22 protein-coding genes are annotated in these 23247 nt (G+C 75.4%); 10 read left to right on the top strand and 12 right to left on the bottom strand.

Features of this window, described 5'->3' with window-relative positions:
• The first annotated feature begins 37 nt into the window (after positions 1 to 37).
• Positions 38 to 1510 (top strand): NAD-dependent succinate-semialdehyde dehydrogenase, encoded by a 1473-nt coding sequence (locus AC0GKK_RS01200; RefSeq protein WP_489882940.1) that lies wholly within the window; start codon positions 38 to 40, stop codon positions 1508 to 1510.
• Between the two features lie 64 nt (positions 1511 to 1574).
• Here the strand turns inward: AC0GKK_RS01200 and AC0GKK_RS01195 are convergent, their stop codons facing one another.
• The 5 genes from AC0GKK_RS01195 to AC0GKK_RS01175 form a co-directional block, all read right to left on the bottom strand.
• Positions 1575 to 1898, bottom strand: coding sequence for a hypothetical protein (locus tag AC0GKK_RS01195; RefSeq protein WP_073574800.1), 324 nt, complete (start codon positions 1896 to 1898; stop codon positions 1575 to 1577).
• Entirely contained in the window at positions 1895 to 3964 is a 2070-nt protein-coding gene (locus AC0GKK_RS01190; RefSeq protein ID WP_405416965.1) for a hypothetical protein, read from the bottom strand. Before AC0GKK_RS01190 ends, AC0GKK_RS01195 begins: the two co-directional genes overlap by 4 nt.
• Positions 3961 to 5517, bottom strand: coding sequence for a lipopolysaccharide biosynthesis protein (locus tag AC0GKK_RS01185; RefSeq protein ID WP_489882939.1), 1557 nt, complete (start codon positions 5515 to 5517; stop codon positions 3961 to 3963). The genes AC0GKK_RS01190 and AC0GKK_RS01185 overlap by 4 nt, the downstream gene beginning before the upstream one ends.
• A gap of 13 nt (positions 5518 to 5530) precedes the next feature.
• A complete protein-coding gene (locus AC0GKK_RS01180; protein ID WP_062395221.1) occupies positions 5531 to 5908 on the bottom strand; it encodes a hypothetical protein in 378 nt (125 codons plus the stop codon).
• A gap of 100 nt (positions 5909 to 6008) precedes the next feature.
• Entirely contained in the window at positions 6009 to 7091 is a 1083-nt protein-coding gene (locus AC0GKK_RS01175) for a glycosyltransferase family 2 protein (RefSeq protein WP_489882938.1), read from the bottom strand.
• A 558-nt stretch (positions 7092 to 7649) separates the two neighbouring features.
• Between AC0GKK_RS01175 and AC0GKK_RS01170 the strand changes: the two genes are divergently transcribed.
• The 5 genes from AC0GKK_RS01170 to AC0GKK_RS01150 all read left to right on the top strand — a co-directional run bounded on the left by AC0GKK_RS01170 (position 7650) and on the right by AC0GKK_RS01150 (position 11284).
• Entirely contained in the window at positions 7650 to 8531 is an 882-nt protein-coding gene (locus AC0GKK_RS01170) for a glycosyltransferase family 2 protein (RefSeq protein WP_489882937.1), read from the top strand.
• 188 nt (positions 8532 to 8719) lie between these two features.
• On the top strand, positions 8720 to 9433 hold the full coding sequence (locus tag AC0GKK_RS01165) for an energy-coupling factor ABC transporter permease (protein WP_174565861.1): 714 nt from the start codon (positions 8720 to 8722) through the stop codon (positions 9431 to 9433).
• Positions 9430 to 9780 (top strand): PDGLE domain-containing protein, encoded by a 351-nt coding sequence (locus AC0GKK_RS01160; protein ID WP_073574795.1) that lies wholly within the window; start codon positions 9430 to 9432, stop codon positions 9778 to 9780. Before AC0GKK_RS01165 ends, AC0GKK_RS01160 begins: the two co-directional genes overlap by 4 nt.
• Positions 9780 to 10544, top strand: a complete 765-nt coding sequence (gene cbiQ, locus AC0GKK_RS01155; RefSeq protein ID WP_489882936.1) for a cobalt ECF transporter T component CbiQ — start codon at positions 9780 to 9782, stop codon at positions 10542 to 10544. Before AC0GKK_RS01160 ends, cbiQ begins: the two co-directional genes overlap by 1 nt.
• A complete protein-coding gene (locus tag AC0GKK_RS01150) occupies positions 10541 to 11284 on the top strand; it encodes an energy-coupling factor ABC transporter ATP-binding protein (protein ID WP_208820854.1) in 744 nt (247 codons plus the stop codon). The genes cbiQ and AC0GKK_RS01150 overlap by 4 nt, the downstream gene beginning before the upstream one ends.
• A gap of 161 nt (positions 11285 to 11445) precedes the next feature.
• Here AC0GKK_RS01150 and AC0GKK_RS01145 read toward each other — a convergent pair whose 3' ends face one another.
• The 3 genes from AC0GKK_RS01145 to AC0GKK_RS01135 form a co-directional block, all read right to left on the bottom strand.
• Entirely contained in the window at positions 11446 to 12696 is a 1251-nt protein-coding gene (locus AC0GKK_RS01145) for an SPFH domain-containing protein (RefSeq protein WP_405416958.1), read from the bottom strand.
• Positions 12697 to 12784: 88 nt separating this feature from the next.
• Complete coding sequence (locus AC0GKK_RS01140) at positions 12785 to 13234, bottom strand: NfeD family protein (protein WP_405416957.1); 450 nt, start codon at positions 13232 to 13234, stop codon at positions 12785 to 12787.
• A 112-nt stretch (positions 13235 to 13346) separates the two neighbouring features.
• Positions 13347 to 14186 carry a DUF3097 domain-containing protein gene (locus tag AC0GKK_RS01135; RefSeq protein WP_251782453.1) on the bottom strand — a complete coding sequence of 280 codons (840 nt, stop codon included), beginning with the start codon at positions 14184 to 14186 and terminating at the stop codon, positions 13347 to 13349.
• A gap of 145 nt (positions 14187 to 14331) precedes the next feature.
• Here AC0GKK_RS01135 and AC0GKK_RS01130 point away from each other — a divergent pair, with 145 nt between their 5' ends.
• Positions 14332 to 15126, top strand: a complete 795-nt coding sequence (locus AC0GKK_RS01130; RefSeq protein WP_073574789.1) for an Rv1486c family protein — start codon at positions 14332 to 14334, stop codon at positions 15124 to 15126.
• Positions 15127 to 15141: 15 nt separating this feature from the next.
• Here AC0GKK_RS01130 and AC0GKK_RS01125 read toward each other — a convergent pair whose 3' ends face one another.
• Positions 15142 to 16026: a LysR family transcriptional regulator gene (locus AC0GKK_RS01125; RefSeq protein WP_482637563.1), complete on the bottom strand. Its 885-nt coding sequence runs from the start codon at positions 16024 to 16026 to the stop codon at positions 15142 to 15144.
• A 71-nt stretch (positions 16027 to 16097) separates the two neighbouring features.
• On the opposite strand from AC0GKK_RS01125, the gene AC0GKK_RS01120 reads away from it, so the two are divergent.
• Positions 16098 to 17303, top strand: a complete 1206-nt coding sequence (locus AC0GKK_RS01120) for an FAD-binding protein (RefSeq protein WP_489882935.1) — start codon at positions 16098 to 16100, stop codon at positions 17301 to 17303.
• 9 nt (positions 17304 to 17312) lie between these two features.
• A complete protein-coding gene (locus AC0GKK_RS01115) occupies positions 17313 to 18107 on the top strand; it encodes a potassium channel family protein (protein ID WP_489882934.1) in 795 nt (264 codons plus the stop codon).
• A gap of 7 nt (positions 18108 to 18114) precedes the next feature.
• Here the strand turns inward: AC0GKK_RS01115 and AC0GKK_RS01110 are convergent, their stop codons facing one another.
• Positions 18115 to 18720: a response regulator gene (locus tag AC0GKK_RS01110; protein WP_244326416.1), complete on the bottom strand. Its 606-nt coding sequence runs from the start codon at positions 18718 to 18720 to the stop codon at positions 18115 to 18117.
• Between the two features lie 65 nt (positions 18721 to 18785).
• Entirely contained in the window at positions 18786 to 19937 is a 1152-nt protein-coding gene (locus AC0GKK_RS01105; RefSeq protein ID WP_251782449.1) for a sensor histidine kinase, read from the bottom strand.
• 143 nt (positions 19938 to 20080) lie between these two features.
• On the opposite strand from AC0GKK_RS01105, the gene AC0GKK_RS01100 reads away from it, so the two are divergent.
• Positions 20081 to 21670, top strand: coding sequence for an alpha/beta hydrolase (locus AC0GKK_RS01100; RefSeq protein ID WP_489882933.1), 1590 nt, complete (start codon positions 20081 to 20083; stop codon positions 21668 to 21670).
• Between the two features lie 120 nt (positions 21671 to 21790).
• On the opposite strand, the gene AC0GKK_RS01095 is transcribed toward AC0GKK_RS01100, so the two are convergent.
• Positions 21791 to 22834: a response regulator receiver protein gene (locus tag AC0GKK_RS01095; RefSeq protein ID WP_489882932.1), complete on the bottom strand. Its 1044-nt coding sequence runs from the start codon at positions 22832 to 22834 to the stop codon at positions 21791 to 21793.
• Between the last annotated feature and the right edge of the window lie 413 nt (positions 22835 to 23247).

Below are 23247 nucleotides of genomic sequence, written 5' to 3'. Positions count from 1 at the left end.
GTGTCTATGGGCCGACTCACCGGGGTACGTTCCGGGCATGACCACCAATGCTGACGAGCGCAGGGTGCTGGATGCCGTCCCCACCGGCCTGTTCATCGGCGGCCAATGGCGGCCGGCGGAGAACGGCGCGACCGCGAAGGTGGAGGACCCGGCCACCGGAGAGGTGCTGACCGAGGTCGCCGACGCCTCCCCCGCCGACGGCATGGACGCCCTCGCCGCCGCGCACGCCGCGCAGCCCACGATCGCCGCGATGGCGCCGCGGGAGCGCAGCGAGATCCTGCGCCGCGCCTACGACCTGCTCCACGAGCGGATCGACGACCTGGCCCTGCTCATGACCCTGGAGATGGGCAAGCCCTTCGCCGAGGCCAAGGGCGAGGTCGTCTACGCCTCGGAGTTCCTGCGCTGGTTCTCCGAGGAGGCCGTGCGCATCGACGGCGGCTACCAGGTCGCCCCGAACGGCCAGACCCGCTTCCTCACCATCCGCCAGCCCGTCGGGGTCTGCGTGTTCGTGACCCCGTGGAACTTCCCGCTGGCCATGGGCACCCGCAAGATCGCCCCGGCGGTCGCCGCCGGCTGTGCCTCGGTGATCAAGCCCGCGCCGCAGACGCCGCTGACCATGCTCGCGTTCGCGCAGGTACTGGCCGACGCCGGCCTGCCCGACGGCGCCCTGAACGTCATCAACGCCACCGACGCCGGCGCGGTGATGGAGCCGATCCTGCGCGACGGCCGCGCCCGCAAGATGTCGTTCACCGGGTCCACCCCGGTCGGGAAGCTGCTGCTGTCCCAGGCCTCGGACAAGGTCATGCGGTCGTCGCTGGAGCTGGGCGGCAACGCCTCGTTCATCGTGCTCGACGACGCCGACGTCGACGCCGCCGTCGAGGGCGCCATGATCGCCAAGATGCGGAACATGGGCGAGGCCTGCACCGCCGCCAACCGGTTCTACGTCCAGCGCGGCGTCGCCGAGGAGTTCACCGCGAAGCTCGCCGAGCGGATGGGCGCGCTCAAGGTCGGCCGCGGCACCGAGGAGGGCGTGAACGTGGGCCCGCTCATCGACGCGAAGGGCCTGGACAAGGTCACCGACCTGGTCGCCGACGCCGTCGCCGCCGGTGCCTCGGTCGCGATCGGCGGGAGGGCCCAGGACGGGCCGGGCTACTTCTACCCGCCGACCGTGCTCACCGACGTGCCGGTGAACTCCCGGCTCAACCACGAGGAGATCTTCGGCCCGGTCGCGCCGATCACCGTCGTCGACAGCGCCGACGACGCACTGGCCGCGGCCAACGCGACCGAGTTCGGCCTGGTCAACTACGTGTACACGCGCGACCTGAACCGGGCGCTGCACATCGCCGAGAACCTCGACAGCGGCATGATCGGGCTCAACACCGGTCTGGTGTCGAACCCGGCCGCCCCGTTCGGCGGCGTCAAGGAGTCCGGGCTGGGCCGCGAGGGCGGCACCGTCGGCATCGACGAGTTCCTGGAGACCAAGTACGTGGCCATCGGCTACAGCGGCTGACCCCACGCACGACCGAGGGCCCCGGTGCCGTACGGCGCCGGGGCCCTCGTGTGTCGCGGGTCGGTCAGTTGGCCGGGGCCGCGGGTGCCGCCGGGGCCGGGGCCTGCGGCTGGATCGGCACCGCCGGGTCCTGGCCGGGCACCGGCTCGGCGGGCTGGGTCACGTCGGCCCGGCCCCCCGAGACGAGCTCGACCAGCTCGACGCCGCCGTTGAGGGTCAGCATCACCACCAGCAGCGCCACCGAGGCGACGGCGGCCGCGGTGAGCCCGCGCTGCGCGGACCCGCTGGTGACCAACCGGCCACGGCTGGTCTCCACCACCCAGGCGCGGGCGGCGAACACGGCCAGCATCAGGCCGAACGCGAGCCAGGTCAGGAGGAATCCGTTCACGGGTTCGGCACCTCCCCGCCGGCCGCCGGGGCCGGGGCCGTCGCCGGTGCCGGGACGCCCGGCGCCGGGAGCGGCTCGTTGCGCACCAGGATCGCGTCGAAGCCGCTCTCGTAGGTCGCGCGGTACTGGCCCGACGCGATGAGCTGGTTGCGGATCTCGATCGTCCAGCCCGGCTCGCGGTCGTTCAGGACGACGCCCTGCTTCTCGATCGCCGGGTAGAACAGGATCGTCTGCGGCTGGACCTGGTCGATGCAGCGGAACGGGTCCGCGGCGAGGACCGCGCAGCCCTGACCGCCCGAGGCCATGTTGTTGTTCTCGCCGACGCCCTCCAGGGCGTACGGCCCGACCGTCGACAACGGCTGCACCGTCGCCCCGGGCGGCGCCTCGGCGTAGGCCTTGCGGGTCATCTGGACGTCCTCGGTGGTGACGTCGGTGTAGGCCTCGTTACCGCCGCGGATGAAGATCAGCAGACCGAAGACGACCACCATGCCCACCGCGAGCAGCCGTTCGCGCTTGCGGTCGACGCGGGCGAAGGCCCGCAGCGCGTCGACGGCCAGGATCGACAGGATCGGCAGGCCGTAGAGCAGCACGCGCAGGAGCAGCTCGCCGCCGTAGCTCTGCACGACCGCCATCCCCATGGGGATGATCGCCAGCAGGATCGGCACGAGGTCGCGGCGGCGGCGCCAGTAGACCCAGGCACCGGCGAAGCCGAGGACGTAGGTCAGGCCGGTCATCGCGACCCGGAACCCCTTGCCGACGAGCTGGCCCGTGTCGCCCTGGAAGCGGTCCGCGACACCGGCCTGCAGGGCGCTGCCGTCGTCGCCGCTACCGATGATCATGCTGATCTGGTTCATCCAGAAGTCACGGGCGCCGATCAGCACGAAGATCGTCACCGCGGCGATCGCGACGATCACCAGCCCGCGTCCGCGGAACCGGCCGACGACGGCCAGCACGGCCAGCTGGCCGATGATGGCGAACGGGGTCAGCTGGTGGGCCGGGGCGACGGCGATGACGCACAGCGCTGCGCAGAAGTAGATCAGCAGCAGCTGCCGGGCGGGCAGCGTCGGTGTGTTCGGCGGGGTCAGCGCCGACACCAGCCAGCGCCGCCACCGGGGCAGCGGTGGCGCCCCGCGGTGGGCCCGTGGCCAGCCCGGGACCCCGGCGTTGTCGACGCGGCGGGTCGCCAGCGGGCCGAGCGCGAAGGTCAGCACCGTCAGCAGCAGCACGATCGCGGTCGCCTGCGGGGAGAAGTAGTCCTGCTCGATCCAGTTCAGGCCGATGAACAGCCAGGCCGCGACCCACGGCGCGCGGGTGCCCCCGAGCATCGAGCGGGCCAGGGCGTAGACGCCGATCGCCCACACCGCGGTGACCGCGGGCGGGTACCAGCGCAGGATCGTGTCGAGCTGGTCGGCACCCGCGGCGTCGCGGATCCAGGCCCACTGGGCGAAGAACGCGGGCCAGTAGAACCGCGCGTCCACGCCGGTGGGCGGGACGCCGTTGTTACGGGCGACCGCGTCGACGAACCCGGAGATCAGCCAGGCGGTGGTGAACCGGGCCTGGGGCTGCACGACCGAGGGCAGGCCGGTGGAGCACAGCAGCAGCACCCCCGTCGCGGCACCCAGCATCGGGATGCGCGGGCGGCGCGACCAGAGCTCGAGCAGGCAGGCGCCGATGGCGAGCAGCAGCGCGACCCACGCGAACGGGCTCAGCGCCGGGGCCAGGCCCCAGCCGTCCAGGTCGGACAGGTCGGTCGTCGCGGCGGCGACGGGCAGCAGCAGCACCGCGAGCACGGCCAGGACCGGCGCGCCCCAGACCCACAACGGGGACAGCGGCTCGGCGGTCTCGGGTGCGGGCGGCGGGGGCGGCGGCGGGCCGTCACCGGGCGGGCGCGGGACCGGGCCGCGGACGGCCATGGTCGGCGAGTCCGGGCCGGGCGGCGTGACGAACTGGGTCCGCTCGCTCGCGCTCTCCTCCGCGACGCGGGTCCGCGCGACGGCGGGCTCCTCGCCGCGGTGGCCGCGGGTGGACGGGTCGGGGCCGCCCGTCCGGCGGGTCTCCGACGTCACGACTTCACCTCCGGTGTGCTCCGGCGGTTCCACGCCGGGACGAATCTGAGTGCCAGTGCGCAGAGGATCTGCGCGCCGACGTAGCCGAGGACGACCGGCAGCATGGTCATGCTGACCGATGCGGTTCCGGGGTCCGGCAGCGGGACCAGACCGGCGAAGACCACGACCAGGCCGGTGTTGAGCAGCTGGATCTTCGCGTAGCCCATCCCGTCGCCGTCGGCCTGGCGGCGGGCGAGCTCGAACACGACGATCAGCCGGAAGAACAGGCCGCCCATGAGCACGGCCAGCGCCGGGGCGCCGGGCGCGTAGCCCTCGCCGAGCAGCGACAGCACCGGGTAGCCCAGTGCCGCGCCGAGCCCGAGCGCCGGGACGAACAGCAGGAGCATCCGGCGCCGGGCGACGCGGGCGAACTCCTCGGCGCGGTGCGGCTCCCGGGCGGTCTGCACGGTCAGCGAGTTGGTGAAGAACGTCGCGGCCAGGTCGATGACGGTCACCGCCTGCCAGCAGATGAAGAAGACCGCGCCGATCTCGTTGCCCATCCGGAAGTTCGCGAACAGCGGGACCTGGTTGTAGAGCAGCGCGTTGCCGCACTGCGCCAGCGCGGTCGGCGCCAGGAACGCGATCATCTCCGGGCGCGTCGGCAGCGTGCCCGGCCCTCCGGCACGGGCGAAGCGCCGCACCATGAACCAGAGCAGAACGGTGCCCGCGGCGATCCACAGCACGACCGGGATCGCCCAGGACAGCACCAGCGCCTCGGAGGCGAGCGTGGTGCCCAGCGCCAGCAGCAGCACGATCCGGGTCACGGCGAAGGTGCCGTTGCGCCACACCGCCACCCACGGCCGCCCGATGGCGACCATGACGAAGTCGTGGACGACGAACACGCACCAGCCGGCGCAGGTCAGGACCAGGACGACCAGGCCCCAGCCGAACGATCCGCCACCCGCGGCCTCTGCGACCCGGGGCACGAGCGTGCCGTAGATCAGGCCGATCAGCCCGGACAGCGGCATGATCAGCAGCAGCGAGCCGAAGGTGAGCCGGACCGACCTGCGGCCGGCCCCGGGGAGCCAGCGCAGCAGCGCCAGTCCCAGGTTGAGCTGGGCGACGCCGCCGATCAGCTGAAAGGCCGACACGAACTCCGAGGCCCGGCCGACCTCGGCCTGCGGCATGATCCGGGTCGCGATCAGCACGCCGAGCAGCCCGGCGACCGAGCCGAAGCCCGAGCACAAGGTCAGGGCGATGCCGTCGCCGATGCCGCCGTTGCGGTCCGGGACCTGCTCGCCGTCCTCACCGCCGCCGTCTCCGCCGCCCGGTCCGGGCGGTGGGGTGGGCGGCGGGGTCGGCGGGTTCTCGCCGGGCCCGCGCAGCCCGACCAGCGGCGGGAGGTACTCGGTGTGCTGCTCGGCGTTGCGGCGCGAGAGCGCCCGGGCGTGGGCGGTGGCGAGACGCTGGGTCGGGGCGTCCGGGTCGACGCCCGCCGCCTGCGGTCCGGGGACGGGGCCGGGACCGGCCGTACCCGCGGCGGGGCGGGGACGCGCCGGCCCGACCGGCCTCACCGGGAGGTCCCGCTCACTGGGCCACCACGGCGTGGCGCAGCAGGAACGGGACCGACAGGAGCGTGACGACGAACAGGGCGACGCTCGGGTACCAGAGCCCCAGGCTGACCATGAGCTGGCCGCCGATCAGGGTGACGGCGGTGCCGACCCCCAGCGTCAGCAGCCAGACGTGCGCGGCGGGCGCGCGGCGCAGGAAGCCCGCGGCGGCCCAGCCGGGACCGAGCAGCAGGAAGCCGATGGTGACCAGCAGGCGGAACTCCCCCAGCGCGCCCCCGCTGATCCCGGCGATGCTCAGGCCGCAGGCGATGACGCCGGCGGCGACGAGCAGGATCGCCACGTACCGCCGCGCGGTCCTCGCGCGGGTCAGCTCGGCTGCGGACTGCACGCTCACCGCGGCTCACTCCTCCTCACTGGTGGTTCTCCCGGCGCCACACCCCTCGTGGGGCGTGGGCCGGTGGGGCACGGACCGGCCCGATCCGGTCCCGGGGCGCTCAGGACGCCTCTTCCCCCCATGCGTACCGCACACCGGTCCGCTCGGGACGGGCGGACCCGTCGCGCTCGGCGCCGACGGGGCGCTGCTCGCGGGCGACCGGCGACGGGGCCGGCTGCTGCGGGGCGGGCCGGCCCGCCCCGGGCTGCGGCTGCGGGGCCGGACGCGACGGCTGCTGGTGCGGGCGCGGTGCGTCGGCGTGCGGCCGCGGGGCCGGGCGCTGCGGCTGCGCCGCCGGGACGGCACGGTCCGGCACCGGCGCCGTGGCCGGGGTGGCGGGCACCGCCGGGTGCCCGGCGGGCGGGACCACCGCGGCGGGGCCGGGAACGGCCGTGCCGGGGCCGGCTGTGCCGGGGCCGGCGGGCCGGTCGTCGCGACCGGCCCGACGCCGCTCGGCGGCGAGGGTCCGCAGGACGCGGGTGCCGTCGGCGAAGGTGCGCAGGTTCGTCTCGCCGAACATCCGCTCCTTCTCCACCGAGGGGACCTCGGTGATCGACAGACCGGCGGCGGCGACGCGGCAGTTCAGGACCGTCTCGATCTCGAACCCGTCGCCCCAGTACATCCCGCCGTCCGGGTGCGGCGGCATGTCGACCGCGGGCAGCTCCAGCAGCGGCAGGATGTCGGCCCAGAAGGCGTTGTAGCCGTAGCAGAGGTCGCTGTAGCGGGTCCCGAACAGCGTGTTCGCGATCAGGTTCAGACCGGCGTTGCCACCCTTGCGGAGCAACGTGATGTCGTCGCTGCCGCCCCCCTTGGTGAACCGGCTGCCCTTCGCGAAGTCGGCGCCCTCGACGAGCGCGGCGACGAAGCGCGGGATCTCCTGCGGGTCGGCCGAGCCGTCCGCGTCGAACATGACGATGGCGTCGCCGGTGGCCGCGGCGAAACCGCAGGCCATCGCGTTGCCCTTGCCCTTGCGGGTCTGGCGGACGATCCGGACGCCGGGCAGGACACGGCGTGCGGTCTCGACGGTGCCGTCCTTGGAGTCGCCGTCGACGACGATCACCTCGTACACGGCGGGACGCACGGCCGCGACGGCCGGCAGGACCACCTCGAGGTTCCGTGCCTCGTTGCGGGTCGGCACGATCACCGACACCCTCGGTTGGTTCGGACGACGTGGTCCGTGGTCAGGGCGCTTGTTCACCGGTCTCTCCCCCGAATCGATCGGTCCTGGCGCGCGGTTGGCGAGCAGTGCGTGTCCGGTCGTGACGACGATGCCGACATCGACCGGATCCGTTACCCCACAACGGGGGTCATCCGGCTTATCTCCGGCGCCGTCGGTCGCGTTACGTGACCCGCACCGCATCGGGTGTCGCCCGGACGGCGCAAGGCCTCCGGACTCCGTCGCCGCGGCGTGGAACGACCACGCGAACACGACGACCGATACTACGGACGTCGTCCGGGCCGCCGCGGTGCGGGACCGGCCCACCGGGACCCCGGCCGACGAGCGGTGATCGTCGGGCGGCGAGCGGCGGGACGTCCGGCCGACGATCACGGTGCGTATCCGTTCCGTCCCGATGGTCCCGGTCGGACGTCGCTCGTCCGCGCCGCCGTCCGGCCCGCCGACCGGGGCGGGTAGCGTGGCTCGCCGCCTGCTCGTCCGATCCGTTCCACCCCTGCGAGGTACCCGATGAGGCCCGGCGGCTTTGTGCCCAGCGTGTCCGTCTGCATCCCGGTCCACAACGGCGAGGCCTATCTCGCCGAGACCATCCGCAGCGTGCTGGAGCAGACCTGGCGGGACTTCGAGCTCGTCGTGCTGGAGAACGGCAGCACCGACGCGAGCTGGGAGATCGCGACCTCGTTCCGCGACCCGCGGATCCGGGTCGAGCGCAACCGGCAGACCCTGCCGCAGGGCGACAACTGGAACCGCGCCGTCGAGCTGTGCCGCGCACCGCTGGTGAAGCTGGTCTGCGCCGACGACCTGCTGCACCCGCGCTGCCTGGAGCTGCAGGTGCCGCCGATGCGCGACGACCCGTCGCTGTCGGTGGTCGCCTCGCGCCGGCACATGATCGACGAGCAGAGCCGGGTCATCGTCCCGCGCCGCGGCCTCGGCGGCGGCCTGGTCGGGCTGCACTCGGGCAGCGAGGTCGCGCGGCGGGTCATCCGCAACGGCGCGAACCCGATCGGCGAGCCGGGCAACGTCCTGTTCCGTCGCGAGCAGTTCGTCACCGCGGGCGGGTGGCGCCCGGAGCGGCGCTTCATCATGGACCTCGACCTCTGGATGCGCCTGCTCCAGTACGGCGACTTCCTCGGCGTCCCGGAGACCCTCGCCGCGTTCCGGATCGCCCGCGGCTCGGTCTCCTCGGAGTTCGAGCAGCAGATCTCCGAGGAGCAGCAGCTGCTGTTCGACGAGCTGGGCGACTCCGGGGTGTTCGACGTCCGCCCGATCGACGTGCGGATCGGCCGGCTCGCCCTCCCGCTGGGCCGCGCCCGGCGCAAGGCGCTGTTCAAGGTCTCGCGCATCGCCGCACGCAAGGACGACAAGCTGATCGCCGAGCGCGACGAGGCCGCGGCGGCCGACGCCCGCTGACCGCGGGCGCCCGACCGCGCGCCGCCCGGACGGACGGCATCCCGGACTCTCCGATCGGCGGGGCCGAAACCGGACATCCGGGACATGCAGTCGCCTATCTACTGCCAGACCTTTGCGGCAGCCCGGCTGTCGCGTTGAATCCCCTCACCCGGCCGGGTGGCGGCCGGTCCGACCGGTGAGGGGGCGCGATGCAGACGCACGCGGTCGCCATGCACATGAGCGACGGACTGGTGAACGGCCCGACGGCGCTGCTGTTCGCCGTCGTCGCGGTGATCGCGCTGACGGTGGCCGTCCTGCGCGCCCGCGCGGACCTCGACGACCGCACCGCGCCGATGGCCGGACTGGTCACGGCGTTCGTCTTCGCCGTCCAGATGATCAACTTCCCGATCCTGCCCGGGGCCAGTGGGCACCTGCTGGGCGGGGCGCTCGTCGCGATCCTGGTCGGCCCGTGGGTGGGCATGATCGCGATCTCGATCGTGCTCGTCGTGCAGGCGCTGCTGTTCGCCGACGGCGGCATCACCGCACTGGGCCTCAACATCACGAACATGGCCGTGATCGGGGTGGTCGTCGGCTGGCTGGTGGCGCGCTCGCTGCGCCGGTTCGCGGTGCGTTCCCGCGGCGGGCTGGTCGCCGTCGCCTTCGTCGCGGCCCTGCTCAACACCGTCGTCGCGTCGATGGGCTTTGTCCTGGAGTACGCGATCGGAGGCGCCGGCGGCGCCACCCTCGGCACGGTGTTCGCGCTGATGGGCGGGCTGCACGTGCTGATCGGCATCGGTGAGGGCGTGATCACCGCGGCCACCGTGGGCGCGGTGGCCGCCGCCCGGCCGGACCTGGTGTACCTGCTGCGCGGCACCGGGCGCCCGCTGGCCCGCCGCTCGACCTCCGAGGAGGGTGCGCGATGAGCGCCACCGCCCGCCGTCGCCCGCTGCTGTTCTTCGCCGGGTTCCTGATCGTGTCCCTGGTCGTGGCCGGGCTGGTCTCGTCCTTCGCCTCCCCCGACCCCGACGGCCTGGACACCGTCGCCCGGGACGGCTGCACCGCCGTCGCGACCCCGGACGGCGAGGAGCGGCTGGAGGGCACCTGCATCGCGACCCACGAGAGCGACCACGCCATGGCGTCGAGCCCGCTCGCCGGGTACTCGGTCGTGGGCGGCGAGGGCACCACCGGCGTCGCCGGGGTGGCCGGGGTGCTGGTCACGGTCGTCGTCGCGGGCGGGGTGTTCCTGCTGCTGCGCCGCCGGGACGGCTGATGGGCGCCGGACACGCGCACCCGCTGTACCTGCACCGCGACTCCCCCGTCCACCGGCTCCCCCCCGAGGTGAAGGTCGTCTCGGCGCTGCTGGTGGTGGTGTGCGTGGTCGCGACCCCGCGCGAGGCGTTCGCGGTGTTCGGCGGGTTCGCGCTGCTGCTGGCCGCGGTGTGGGGCCTGGCCGGGGTGCGCCCGGGCTGGATCCTGCGGCGCTCGGTGATCGAGCTGCCGTTCGTGGTGCTCGCGGTGCTGCTGCCGTTCACCGGCCCGGCGCCGACGCTGGACTGGCTCGGCCTCACGCTGTCCCAGCCGGGACTGCTCGGGGCGTGGAACATCCTGGTCAAGGGCACCCTCGGCGTCCTGACCTCGCTGACCCTCGCGGCGACGACGCCGATGCGCGACCTGCTCGTCGGCCTGCAGCGCCTGCACGCCCCGGCGATCGTCACCACGATCGCCACCCTGATGCTGCGCTACGCCGACGTGATCACCGGCGAGGCCCGCCGGATGCGGCTGTCCCGGATCTCCCGCGGCCACGACCCGCGGTTCCTGTGGCAGGCCGGGGCGACCGCCCGCGGGATCGGCTCGCTGTTCGTACGGTCCTACGAGCGCGGCGAGCGGGTGCACCTGGCGATGCTGTCGCGCGGCTGGACCGGCACCATGCCGCCGTCGGGCGACGCCCCGACCACCTCACGGCAGTGGCTGGCCGGGCTGACCGTCGCCGGGGTCGCGGTGCTGCTGGCCGGGTCCGGCTGGGTGGCCGCATGAGCCCGCCGTCGCTGCGGCTGACCGACCTCGCCTTCGCCTACCCCGACGGCCACCAGGCGCTGTTCGGCGTCGACCTGACGATCGCCCCCGGCGAGCGGGTCGCGCTGCTCGGCCCGAACGGCGCCGGGAAGACCACGCTGGTGCTGCACCTCAACGGGATCCTCGGCGGCGGGGACGGCGCGGCGGGCACCGTCGAGGTCGGCGGGCTCCGGGTGGAGAAGCGGCACCTGCGCGAGATCCGCCGCCGGGTCGGGATCGTCTTCCAGGACCCGGACGACCAGCTGTTCATGCCCACCGTCGCCGAGGACGTGGCCTTCGGCCCGGCGAACTTCGGGCTGCGCGGGCCCGCGCTGCGCGAGCGGGTCGACGAGGCCCTGGCCGCGGTGGGGATGGCCGACGCCGCCGACCGTTCCCCGCTGCACCTGTCCGGCGGGCAGCGCCGCCGGGTCGCGCTGGCCACGGTGCTGGCGTGCGACCCGGAGATCCTGGTGCTCGACGAGCCGTCGTCGAACCTGGACCCGGTGGCGCGCCGTGAGCTGGCCGAGGTGCTGCTGGGGCTGGGCCGGACCATGCTCATGGTCACCCACGACCTGCCGTACGCGCTGCAGCTGTGCCCGCGCAGCGTCGTGCTGGACGGGGGCACCGTCGTCGCCGACGGGCCGACCCGCGACCTGCTGGCCGACGCCGAGCTGCTCGCCCGGCACCGCCTGGAGCTGCCCTACGGCTTCGTGCTCGCCTGATCCCGGCCCACCCGGCGGCGCAGCCCGAGCACCGCCGTCAGGGTCACGGCCGGTGCGCCGAGGGCGACCGGCCGGACGCCGTCGTACACGGCACCGCCCCACCCGGCGAACCGGTTGGGGCGGTGCGGTCACCGTCGACGGTGACGTGCGGCCGGGGTGGCTCAGCCGCGCTGTTCCTGGCCGTTCGGGTGGCCCTGCACGGCGCCCGGGGATCCGATGCCGGGGACCTCGCGGGAGGCCTCCAGCTGGGCCGGGGCCGCACCGCCGCCGTTGCCGGCCTCGGTGCCGGGGACCGGCGGGACATCCGAGCCGACCGGCGGGACCTCCTGCTGGGCCGCCGCGGTGGCCGCCGCGACCTGCTTGGCGATCTCCGGGTCGGACGAGGTGTCGAACCAGTCCTCGACGCCGTCGTCCTCGGCGGGCCGGGAGACGGTGCCGTCGTCGGGGCTGGGCTCGTAGCGGAAGACGCCGTCCTCGCCGGGCGCACCCAGCATCCGGGTGAAGCCCTCCAGTGCCTTCCCGAAGTCGGACGGGACGACCCACAGCTTGCTGGCCTCGCCCTCGGCCATCTGCGGCAGCGTCTGCAGGTACTCGTAGGCGAGCAGCTCCGGGGTCGGCTTGCCGGCCTTGATCGCGGCGAACTTCTTCTCGATCGCCTTCGACTCACCCTGCGCCTCGAGGTACAGCGCGGCCCGGCGGCCCTGCGCCCGCAGGATCTCCGACTGCCGCTCGGCCTCGGCGGCGAGGATGGCGGCCTGCTTGGCGCCCTCCGCGGTGAGGATCTGGGACTGCTTGTTGCCCTCGGCGCTGCGGATGGCCGACTCCCGCTGGCCCTCCGCGGTGAGGATCATGGCCCGCTTCTCGCGGTCGGCCTTCATCTGCTGTTCCATCGAGTTCTGGATCGAGGGCGGCGGGTCGATCGCCTTGATCTCGACCCGGGCGACCCGGATGCCCCAGCGCTCGGTCGCCTCGTCCAGCTCGCCGCGCAGCGCCGTGTTGATCCGGTCGCGCGAGGTCAGCGTCTGCTCCAGCGTCATGCCGCCGACCACGTTGCGCAGCGTCGTGGTGGTGATCTGCTCGACACCGGCGATGTAGTTGGCGATCTCGTAGACCGCCGCCTTGGCGTCGTTGACCTTGAAGTACACGACCGTGTCGATGTTGACGGTCAGGTTGTCCTGCGTGATGACCGGCTGCGGCGGGAACGACACGACCTGCTCACGCAGGTCGACCCGCTCGCGGGTGCGGTCGACGAACGGCACCAGGATGGCGGGGCCGCCCTCCCGGATGCTGTGGTAGCGGCCCAGCCGCTCGATGATGTAGGCCCACTCCTGCGGGACGATGACGACCGACTTGACGACGATCGTCACGACCAGCACGAGCAGGACGATGCCGATGATGAACTCGGCGCCCATGTGCTCTCCCCTCCTGCGCGCCGGAGAACCGGCGCCCGTGTCGCCCCGGAGTCCCCGGGGCGTCGTGGCCGTCCCGCCGCGGTGGCGGTCAGGACGGCGGTAGCTCCCCCCGACCGGTGACGAGCACGGCCGCCCCGGTCACCTGCAGGATCGTGACGGTGGCGCCGGCCTCGAGGACCTCCACCCCGTCCATCGACCGCGCCGACCACACCTCGTGTCCGATCCGCACCTGCCCGCGCTCGCCGTCGACGCGCTGCACGACCTCGGCGGAGGCGCCGACGAACCGGTCCTGGTGGCGTTCGAACGTGCCCATGTGCTCGGCCAGCCTGCGTTTCGCCACCGGTCGCACGGCCAGCAGCAGCAGTACCGCGACGGCGCCGCCCACCCCGGCTGCCGGGAGCAGCGTCAACCCGAGTGCGGCCCCGGCCGCCGCGGCGAGTGCGCCGCCGCCGAGCATGACGAGGAACAGCTCCCCGGACACGACCTCGCTGCCGATCAGTACGAGACCGATGAGCAGCCAGATCAGTGCCGGATCCATCGCCCCAGGGTGCCAGAATGTCCGATTCCCTGTCGGCGTTTCGTCGGTATGCTCCGCACCGCTTGGCCCGATCGTTACCGGTCGGTGCCGGAGTCCGCCCCCGGTGTCGGGGTCAGGCCCCCTCGGCGGTGACGAAGTCGATGAGGCGCTCGACCGCGCCGATCATCGGGGTCTCCAGGTCGCGGTAGCTGCGGACCGCGCCGAGCACCCGGCGGGCACCGTCGGCGGGCTCGCCCCACCGCAGCGCCGCGCAGACCCCGGTCTTCCAGTCGGTGCCGCGCGGGATCACCGGCCACTCGCGGATCCCGACGACCGAGGGCTTCACGGCCTGCCAGACGTCGACGTAGGGGTGGCCGGTGACCAGGACGTGCTGCTGCGCGTCGCGGGTCGCCCGGTAGGCCTCGCGGGCCTGGCGGGTCTCCTTGGTGCCCTCCACCAGGTGGTCGACGAGGATGCCGAGGCGCCGGTGCGGGCCCGGGTCGAAGTCACGGACCGCGGCGGCGAGGTCGTCGACGCCGTGCAGCGGCTCCACGACCACGCCCTCGACGCGCAGGTCGTGCCCCCACACCTGCTCGACCAGTGTCGCGTCGTGCAGGCCCTCCACCCAGATCCGGGCGGCGCGCGCGGTGCGCGCCTTCAGGTTCGCGACGTGCACCGAGCCGGACGCGGACAACGTGCGGCCCGCGGGGGCGGCCCGCGGACGCACCAGCGTCGCGGGGCGGCCCTCGTACAGGAAACCGGCGGGGCGCAGCGGGAAGATCCGCCGGCCGCCGAAGCGGTCCTCCAGCGTCACCTCCGAGCCGGTGACGGTCACCACGGCACCGCAGAAACCGCTGGCCGGGTCCTCGACGACCAGGCCCGGCTCGGCGGCGACCTCGGTCACCCGGCTCTCCCGCGGCGCACGGGTGCCCGCGGTGTCGAACATGCCCCGGTAATCGTGGGTCCGGCTCATGGTGAGCCAGTATCGGTCGACGCCGGTCGGTGACCGCGGCACGACACGCCCACACTCCGGTGGTCACGCACAGCGTGACCCTCGTAGCGCTGCGTCACCCACGTGCCGGGTGTGCGACGCCGGACGGGCCGTTAGCCTGACCGCCGTGTCCTGTGCCTCCACGACCTTCGCCGTGTGGGCCTCGGCCTGGCTGGCCGGGTCCGCCGCACCCGACGACGTCCTCGACGCGCTCGCGCCGTGGTCGGAGGCGCACGACGTGCTCGCCGCCGACGACGTCACCGCCGCCACGACCGGACTGCCCGGCCCCGGGTCGGCGCCGACCTCGACGGCGATGCTGCTGGCCGCCGTCCGCCGCGGCGCCCCGCGCGGACAGGCCCGGCTGGTGCTGCCGGCCCCCGGGGACGTGCGCGGCCTGCCCGGCCCGGGCCCGTTCTCCGACGCCGCGATCACCGCGGGCGAGGGCGTGCTCTTCGCCGACGCCGGGTTCGGCGTCGTGCCGTCACCGATCGCCGACGGGGTGGTCCGCTGGACCGCGCACGCCGTCGCCGACCCCGGCCCGGTCCCCGAGTACGTGGCGCTGAACGAGGCCGAACGGGAGCTGCGCGGCCAGGTGCGGGCCGCCGCCGCGGCGCTGACCGACCTGGGCGTGGCCCGGCACCGGCCCGGCGTGCGCGAGGAGATCGCGGCCTGGCTGCGCCGCCGCCCGCAGGCGCTGTGGCCCGGCGGGATGCCCCCGCAGGCGCTGCGGGTGCTGCAGCAGGCCGACGAGGTGGACGCGATCCTGTCCGCCGCCTCCGGCGACGAGCCCGGCGGCGCGCTGTCGGCGTCGGCGGCCGTCGCCCGCTCCGACGCGCTGCGCCCCATCGCCACCGCGGTGCGGGTCGCCCGGCGCGCCGCGGTCGCCGAGGCCGTCCGGGTCCTGGTGTCGGTCCCCCGCTGATGCCCGCGCCGGGCGTCACCGGAGCAGCGACTCCAGCAGCGCCCGCGCCGCCGGTCCGCCGGGCCCGCCCGAGCGCCAGACCAGGTGCAGCCGCGTCCGGATCTCCGGGGTGATCGGCACCGCGACCGGCGGCCGGGCCAGGGCCGCCACCCCGGCCGCGCCGAGCGCGGGTTCCGGGACCACCGCCACCCCCGCCCCGCGCGCGGCCAGGCGCAGCAGCAATGTCATCGCGCCGGACTCGAACCCCACCCGGGCGGTGAGCGACCGGGCCGCCAGTGCCGCGTCCAGCGCGGCGCGCAGACCGTGCCCGCGGGGCAGGCAGATCAGCGGCCGGGCCGCGAGCTCGTCCAGGGTCACCGCGGCCTGTCCGGCGAACGGGTCGTCCGCGGCGACCGCCGCGACCAGGGGGGACTCGACCAGCACCCGTCCGTCGAGGCCGTCGGGCGGGGCGTGCGGGAACCCCAGCACGGCGACGTCGAGCCGCCCGGCCCGCAGCTCGTCGACCAGCTCGTCGGTGGTCCCCTCCCGCAGCGTCACCTCCAGCTGCGGGTGTGCGGCGGCGAAGGCCCCGACCGGGTCGGCGAGCACGGTGTCGGGCAACGACGTGGCCATGCCGACCGCGACCCGGCCGCGCAGCAGCCCGCGCAGCGCGGCGACGGCGTCGCGGGCGTCCTCCACGGCGGCGAGCGCGGCGCGGGCGTGCGGCAGCACCGCCAGCCCGGCCTCGGTGGGCGTGACCGCGCGCGGGCCGCGTTCGACCAGGGGCGCGCCGAGCTCGCGTTCCAGCTGCCGCAGCTGCGCGCTCACCCCGGGCTGCGCGACGTGCAGCGCCGCGGCGGCCGCGGTGACGGTCCCGGAGTCGACGACCGCGACGAGGTAGCGCAGGTGTCGCAGTTCCATAAGCAGCGATGCTAACCGGTAGACGATCCATCTCTTCGACTTCTGCCGCGGGCGGGCCCAGGCTCGGAGCCATGACCAGCACGCGGAGCTTCCAGACCGGCATCACCCACCGCCCCTCGGCCGTCGTGACCGTCACCGGCGCGGACGACGTCGTCGCCGCGCTGGCCCGGGCCGGCCACGACGGCCTCGCCGTCACCGTGCACGCCACCGGGCACGGCCTGCGCCGCCCGTGCGACGGCGGCCTGCTGATCGACACCGCGCTGATGGCGGAGGTGACGGTCGACCCGGTCGCGCGCACCGCCCGCGCCGGGGCCGGCGCGACCTGGGGCGACGTCGTCGCCGCGGCCGCGCCGCACGGCCTGCGCCCGCCGCACGGCAGCGCACCGTCGGTCGGCGTCGTCGGGTACCTGTCCGGCGGCGGGCTCGGCCTCGCCGTCCGCGCCGACGGCTGGGCCGCCGACCACGTCCACGCCGTCGAGCTCGCCCGCGCCGGCGGCACCGTCCGGGTGTCCGCGGCGTCGGACCCCCGCTACTTCGCCCGGCTGCGCGGCACGGGCCCCGACGACGGCGACGTCGTCACCGCGGTCGTCGTCGGGCTGCTCGGCTCCGACGGCCTGGTCGGCGGCGGGCTCGTGCGCGTCCTCGGCGACGCGGACACCCCCGGCGACCCGGCCGCACTGCACGCCTGGGCGGACTGGACCTCGGCCCTGCCCGACGACGTCACCTCCGGGGTGTCCGTCGTCCCCTACCCGGACCTGCCGTTCCTGCCCGCCCCCCTGCGCGGACGTCGCGTCCTGCGGGTCGGGGTCGTCGGCACCGGCGGACCCGGCCGGACCGACGCGCTGCTCGCGCCGCTGCGCGCCGCCGTCGCCTGGGACGACGACACCGTCGCCCCGCTGGACCCGCGCGCGTCGGCCCGGGTGTACGCCGAGCCGGAGTTCCCGCACGCCTACCTCGGCGACGACGTGCTGGTCGACGGGCTCGACCGCGACGGCCTCGAGCGGGTCGTCTCCCGCACCGGTCCGATGGTCGTCACCGGGATCCGGCACCTGGGCGGCAGGGCCGGGCGGGCCCCGGCCGTCGCCGACACCGTCCGCGGCCGCGACGCCGCGTACTGCGTGAACGTCCTGGCCCCGTTCGGCGACGACGCCGTGCCCACGCAGGTCGCCTGGCGGGAGGTCGACCACGTCCTGGACGGGTTCGCCGCCCGCGCGACCCGCGAGCGGTCGCACCCGGCGTTCCGTTTCGGGCCGCACCGCGGTGTCCCGGCCTCGTAGTCTCCGCCCATGACGCGTGCCGCGCCCCGACCGGAACCACGCCTGCGGGCGTGGGAAGCACGGACCGATGTCGGTCTGACGGTGCTCTCCGCCGGGTTCCTGCTGCTCTACGCCTGCGAGGTGCTGCTGACCCGCCCCGGGTCGCCGGCGTGGCGGGCCCTGGAGACCCTCCTGTGGGTGCTGTGGGCGGTGTTCGTCGCCGACGTCGCGATCCGGCTGTGGCTGGCCCGCGACCGGTGGCGGTTCCTGCTCGACAACCCCCTCGACGTCCTGGTCCTGCTCGCCCCGTTCCTGCGGTTCCTGCGCCTGGTCCGGCTGGTCGGCGCGGTGTCGGTGCTGACCCGGACGCTGCGGGACGACCTGCGCGGCCGGGTCAGCGCCTACCTCGTCGTCACCGTGTCGCTGCTGGGGTTCGTCGCCGCGCTCAGCGTCTACGAGGCCGAACGCGACGTGCCCGACGCAACGATCACGACCTTCGCCGACGCCCTGTGGTGGGTCCTGACCACGATCACGACCGTCGGCTACGGCGACCGCTACCCGGTGACGACCGAGGGCAGGCTGGTCGCGGCCGGCCTGATGATCGCCGGGATCGCCGTGCTGGGCACCGTGACCGCGACCATCGCCAGCTGGTTCACCGAGCAGATCCAGCGATCCCGTACCGAGGCCGCCCGCCACGACGAGCCCGACCCCGCCGGGCCGGGCACCCCCGACCCGGCCACCTGGGCCGAACTCCTCGCCGAGCTCCGCCGGCTGCGCTCCCGCCTCGACGAGCTGGAGGCGGCCCCCGGGCAGCCGCCCGGCTGACACCGGGTCAGACCGGCGGGGACAACCCGGCGTCGTGCACCAGCAGCGCCACCTGGACCCGGTTGTTCAGGTCCAGCTTGGTCAGGATCGCCGAGACATGGGTCTTCACCGTCGCCACGCTGATGTGGTGACGGGCGGCGATCTCGGCGTTGGACCGGCCCGCGCCGAGATCGAGGGCGATGGTGCGCTCCCGCTCGGCGAGGCGCTCCAGCCGTCGCCGGGCCGCGGCCCGGGTGCTGTCCCGGTCGGTCTCGGCGACCCGGTCGATGAGCCGGCGGGTCACCTCCGGCGAGAGCACCGGACGGCCCGCGGCGGCGTGCCGGACGGCGAGCACGAGCTCGTCGGGCGGGGTGTCCTTCAGCAGGAACCCGGCGGCGCCGGCCCTCAGCGCGCGCAGCACGTGGGCGTCGGCGTCGAAGGTGGTGAGCACGACGACCTGCGGCGCGCCGGGGCGGCGGCGCAGCGTCTCGGTGGCGGTGAGCCCGTCGGTGCCCGGCATCCGGATGTCCATCAGCACGACGTCGGGCCGGTGCCGCTCGGCCAGCGCGACCCCCTCGGCCCCGTCCCCGGCCTCGGCGACGACGGTCAGGCCGTCGGCGCCGCGCAGCATCATCGACAGTCCGAAGCGGACGACCGGGTCGTCGTCGACGATGAGCACCGCGACGGGGTCGGAGGCGGTCACGACGGCCACGGTAGCCGCATCCCGGTCCGCCACCCGCCGTCCGGGGTCGGGCCGTGGTCCAGCCGGCCCCCGACGAGCGTCGCCCGCTCGGCCAGCCCCCGCAGCCCCTGCCCGGCCCCCGGCCGGTCGGCGCGGGCGGGCCGGGCCGGTGCCGGGTTCGCCACCTCGACGACGAGCCCGTCCCCGGCCCCGCCGGTCACCGTCACCGTGACCGGGGCACCCGGCGCGTACGTGCGCGCGTTGGTGAGGGCCTCCTGCACCAGCCGGTAGGCGGTGCGCCCCGCGGTCTCGGGCACCGGGTGCTCCCCGGTGGTGACGCCGGGCCCGTCGTGCAGGACGACCGCGGTCCCGGTCCGGCGGGTCTCCTCGAGCAGCTCGCCGACGTCGGTGATCCCGGGCAGCGGCAGCTCCCCCACCGGCGCCCGGAGCACCCCGATGACCTCCCGCAGGTCCTGCAGGGCGCGGTGGGCGTTCGCCCGCACGACCTCGGCGGCCCGCGCGGTCTCCTCCGCCGGCGCGTCGCGGTGGAACGCCAGCGCCCCCGCGTGCACGCTGAGCAGCGACAGCCGGTGCCCGAGCACGTCGTGCATCTCCCGGGCCAGCGCCTCCCGCGCCTCGTGCGCGGTGCGCTCGGCCCGCAGCGCCGCGGCGGACTCGGCCATCGCGGCCCGCTCGCGCAGCGACTCGACCAGCAGCCGGCGGCTGCGCACGAGCAGCCCCCAGCCGAACACCGCCGCGTGTCCCGCCACCAGCGCCCCGACCAGCAGCCACAGCGGGGCCTCCGGCGCGGGCCGCCAGGAGTAGTACACCGCGAACGACGCGAAGCTGCCCAGGAACACCGCGGCCGAGACCCGGGCCGGGCAGCGGGCGGCGACCGCGAACAGCGCGACCAGCCCCGGGACGGACGCGACCTCGGAGAACGTGCACAGCACGACGACGCCCACGGCCACCGGCAGCGGGTACCGGCGCCGCCACCAGAGCGCGACGCAGGCCAGCATCCCCGCCGCGACGTCGACACCCAGCAGCAGCTCGGGTCCGCCCGGCGACGACACCACCCGCAACCGGGCCATGAGCAGCCCGATCAGGGCCGTCACCACGACCACCAGGCCGTCGACGACCCACCGCCGGTACGCCGCGACATCGGTCATGCCGCCGAGGCTAGGACCCGTACCGGCGCGGACGCCTCCGTCCCACGACCCGGACGCGCTCATCCTTCGGACGGACCCCGGCCGGGCAGAACTCTCCCCCGGACGGATCCGGACGGCCGGACGGCCTCCCCAGACTCCACCGCATGCACGCCCTGCACCGACTCCTCCGGCCGCTCGCCGTCCTCGCGGCCGTGGTCGCCCTGACCCCGACCGGCTGTGCCGCCGCCGCACCCGCCGTGCCGTCCGCGCCCGCGGTCCCGCCACCCGACCCGGTCACCTGGAGCGCGTGCGGCCCCGGCCTGGAGTGCGGCACCCTCGAGGTCCCCCAGGAGTACACCGACGCCGACGGCCCCCGGGTCTCCCTCGCGGTGATGCGGCACCGTGCCACCGATCCCCAGCGCCGGATCGGCACCCTGTTCTTCAACCCGGGCGGCCCCGGGGTCGCCGCGACCGACACGCTGCGCGCGATGCCCGCCACCCCGGGGTCGCCGGGCACGTTCGGGCCGGAGGTGCTGGCGCGCTTCGACGTCGTCGCGATGGACCCGCGCGGCGTCGGCGCCTCGTCGGCGGTGCGCTGCCGCACCGACGCCGAGCGCGCCACGGCCGCCGCGAGCACCGCCGCCGACCCCGCCGTCCCCGGCGGCGCCCCGCTGCCGACCCTGCTCGCCGAGGCGAGGGCGCTGGCCGAGGGCTGCGCGGCGCACCGGACCCCGGCGTTCCTGGCGAGCCTGTCCACCGACAACGTCGCCCGCGACCTGGACCGGCTCCGCACCGCGCTCGGCGAGGAGACGATCACCTACTACGGCATCTCCTACGGCACCGTCGTCGGCCCGATGTACGCCACCCTGTTCCCGGACCGGGTCCGGCAGATGGTCCTCGACGCGCCCGTCGACACCACGCTGTGGACCGGGGACCCCCTGGAGTTCCTCGACGAGGTCGCCGTCGCGAGCGAGCGGACCCTCGATGCCTGGTTCGACACCTGCCGCACGGAAGGTGCCGCGGTCTGCCCGTTCGGCGACGGCGACCCGGCCGCCGCGTTCGACGCGCTCGTCGCCGGTCTCGAGCGGCGCCCCGCCCCGGCCCGGGCGGTGGAGGGCCTCGCCCCGGCCGGCGTCGTCGACGGCGCCATGCTGCTGGAGACCGCCCGCGGCGCGGCGGGCGACCGCACCCTCTGGCCGGTGCTGACGACGGCGCTGGCGACCGCGCAGCAGGGCGACGGCACCCTCGCCCACCTGCTCTACCGCACCCTGACGGTCTCGCCGTTCGGTGTCCCGACCGCGACGCAGGAGCAGCACACCGCGGTGCGCTGCGCGGACTGGAGCACCCCGGCCGACGTCGCCGCGCACACCGCGGCCGCCGAGCGGGCGGTCGAGCACGCACCGCGGATCGGCACCCGCGCCGCCTACAGCGCGCTGGCCTGTGCGGTGTGGCCCGCGCCGAACACCGACCGGGTCACCGCGCCGCTGACCGGCACGGGCGCCCCGCCGACGCTGGTGGTCGGCGGCCGGCTCGACCCGGTCACGCCCCACACCTGGGCGGAGCGGACGGCCGACACCCTGGACCGGGCGGTCCTGCTGACCCGCGAGGGTGTCGGGCACGGCTCGTACGGCACCGACCCCTGCGTCGACGCAGCGGTGGAGGCCACGCTGCTCGACACCACGCTGCCGGCGGCGGGCACCGTGTGCACACCGCCGCGGGCCACCACCCGTCCCGGGACGGTCCCGGGCGGCTGAGGTCAGCCGTGCGTGAGCACGGCGAACAGGGCCGGCACCAGCACCGTCACCCCGGTCGCGAGCTCCGGCGCGGTGGTCAGTTCCAGCAGCCCGGCCGTCCCGGTCGCCGGCCGCCGGGCCTCACCCCCGCACCGCGGCCGCGAGGGCCGCGAGGTCGTCGGGGTGCATCCGGGCCGGGCCCGGCACCGGTGCCGCGGCACGCAGCCGGTCCCGTTCCGCGGCGAGCCCGTCCCGCTCCCGGCGGGTGTCGTCGAGCCGGCGGGTCAGCTCCTCGGCCGCCGTGCGGGCGCTCTCGTGCTGCGCGCGCAGCCCGTCGGCGACGGCGCGGGCCTCGGTCAGCAGGTCGCGCTGCGCGGCGAGCCGGCTGCGCTGCTCGACGACGGTCTCGACCAGACCCGCCCGGTCGGCGACGACCGCGGCGTGGTCGGCCCGCAGCGCCGTCAGGTCGGCGTCCAGGCGGTCCCGGTCGCGGGTGGCGGCGTCGGCGCGGGCGAGGGCGGCATCGCGCTCGTGCTCGGCGGTCCGGGCGGCGAGCACCGCTGCCTCCCGGTCCCGGATGGCGGTCGCGGCGGTGTCCCGGGCCTCGCGAGCGTCGGCGACGGCGGCGTCCCGGGCGGCGACGGCGTCGGCGGCCTGCTGCCGCGCCGCACCGAGGGCCTCGGTCGCCGCGAGGGCGGTGGCGGCGGCCTCCTCGGCCCGGGTCACCGCCTCCGCCCGCTCCTGCCGGGCCTCGGTCGCGGCCCGGTCCGCCTCACGGGCCCGGTGCTCGGCCGTCTCCCGGGCGGTGTCGGCCTGCCGACGGGCGGCGTCGGACTCGGCGGCGCCCGCGCGGGCTGCCTCGGTGGCGGCCAGGGCGTCGCGCTCGATCTCGTCGAGCCGGTCCAGCACAGCGGCCAGCGCCCCGGACAGCTCGGCCACCGGCCCGGCGAGCGCGCCGACGTGCTCGCGGAGCCGGTCCGCGTCGAGCGCGAACGCCCCGGTCCCGGTGTCGAGGCCGAGAGCACCGAGGGCCTCCCGCTCGGCGCGGGCCATCTGCGCGCACGTCCGCCCCTGCTCCCACCGGGTGTCCCGGCAGAACGACCGCGGACGGCCGCCCTGCGGCCCGGGCGGGGGCAGCTCCGCCCGGCACCGGCTGTATCCGCACCGCACCACCGTGTCCGTCACGTCGGCCATGCTAGCGGTTCCGGTTATACGAACTGACACCTGGTTTCAGGTTTGTTTATTTGAACTTGTCAAACACGGGATAATGCAGAGAATCCCGGGTTTCAGGCCCACGGGTGTACCGACCGTCGCCGGGGCGCGGGAGCCCGCGGGAAACCGTGGTGGAGCGGGACCGCCGGGGCGGTGTGCGGTCGGGCCGGCACGGAGGCGCCGGGCCACTCCGCGATCATCGTCGCGACCACGTCGCTGTTGGTGTCCGCCGTCGGCATGTGGCTGTTCCCGCCCGGCCGGCGGCGGGCAGGTCCAGGCGCTCGACGGGCCCGGCCGCTCCCCCGACGTAGGGCGGCCACCCGGGCCCGGAGCTGCCGATCCGACGGGGCCGGTCGAGGGAGTCCCCGGACGCGAGGGACCCCGCC

Source organism: Pseudonocardia sp. P-1 (assembly GCF_058111925.1).
This window is presented reverse-complemented; position numbering and strand designations above follow the sequence as displayed.

What these genes read in the sequence shown, in the direction of transcription:
- AC0GKK_RS01115 (WP_489882934.1), top strand. Translation starts at nt 17,313, where the DNA reads ATGACGCGTGCCGCGCCCCGACCGGAACCACGCCTGCGGGCGTGGGAA.
- AC0GKK_RS01110 (WP_244326416.1), bottom strand. Translation starts at nt 18,720, where the DNA reads ATGATGCTGCGCGGCGCCGACGGCCTGACCGTCGTCGCCGAGGCCGGG.
- AC0GKK_RS01160 (WP_073574795.1), top strand. Translation starts at nt 9,430, where the DNA reads ATGAGCGCCACCGCCCGCCGTCGCCCGCTGCTGTTCTTCGCCGGGTTC.
- cbiQ (WP_489882936.1), top strand. Translation starts at nt 9,780, where the DNA reads ATGGGCGCCGGACACGCGCACCCGCTGTACCTGCACCGCGACTCCCCC.
- AC0GKK_RS01105 (WP_251782449.1), bottom strand. Translation starts at nt 19,937, where the DNA reads ATGACCGATGTCGCGGCGTACCGGCGGTGGGTCGTCGACGGCCTGGTG.
- AC0GKK_RS01200 (WP_489882940.1), top strand. Translation starts at nt 38, where the DNA reads ATGACCACCAATGCTGACGAGCGCAGGGTGCTGGATGCCGTCCCCACC.
- AC0GKK_RS01150 (WP_208820854.1), top strand. Translation starts at nt 10,541, where the DNA reads ATGAGCCCGCCGTCGCTGCGGCTGACCGACCTCGCCTTCGCCTACCCC.
- AC0GKK_RS01165 (WP_174565861.1), top strand. Translation starts at nt 8,720, where the DNA reads ATGCAGACGCACGCGGTCGCCATGCACATGAGCGACGGACTGGTGAAC.
- AC0GKK_RS01100 (WP_489882933.1), top strand. Translation starts at nt 20,081, where the DNA reads ATGCACGCCCTGCACCGACTCCTCCGGCCGCTCGCCGTCCTCGCGGCC.
- AC0GKK_RS01135 (WP_251782453.1), bottom strand. Translation starts at nt 14,186, where the DNA reads ATGAGCCGGACCCACGATTACCGGGGCATGTTCGACACCGCGGGCACC.
- AC0GKK_RS01125 (WP_482637563.1), bottom strand. Translation starts at nt 16,026, where the DNA reads ATGGAACTGCGACACCTGCGCTACCTCGTCGCGGTCGTCGACTCCGGG.
- AC0GKK_RS01140 (WP_405416957.1), bottom strand. Translation starts at nt 13,234, where the DNA reads ATGGATCCGGCACTGATCTGGCTGCTCATCGGTCTCGTACTGATCGGC.
- AC0GKK_RS01145 (WP_405416958.1), bottom strand. Translation starts at nt 12,696, where the DNA reads ATGGGCGCCGAGTTCATCATCGGCATCGTCCTGCTCGTGCTGGTCGTG.
- AC0GKK_RS01120 (WP_489882935.1), top strand. Translation starts at nt 16,098, where the DNA reads ATGACCAGCACGCGGAGCTTCCAGACCGGCATCACCCACCGCCCCTCG.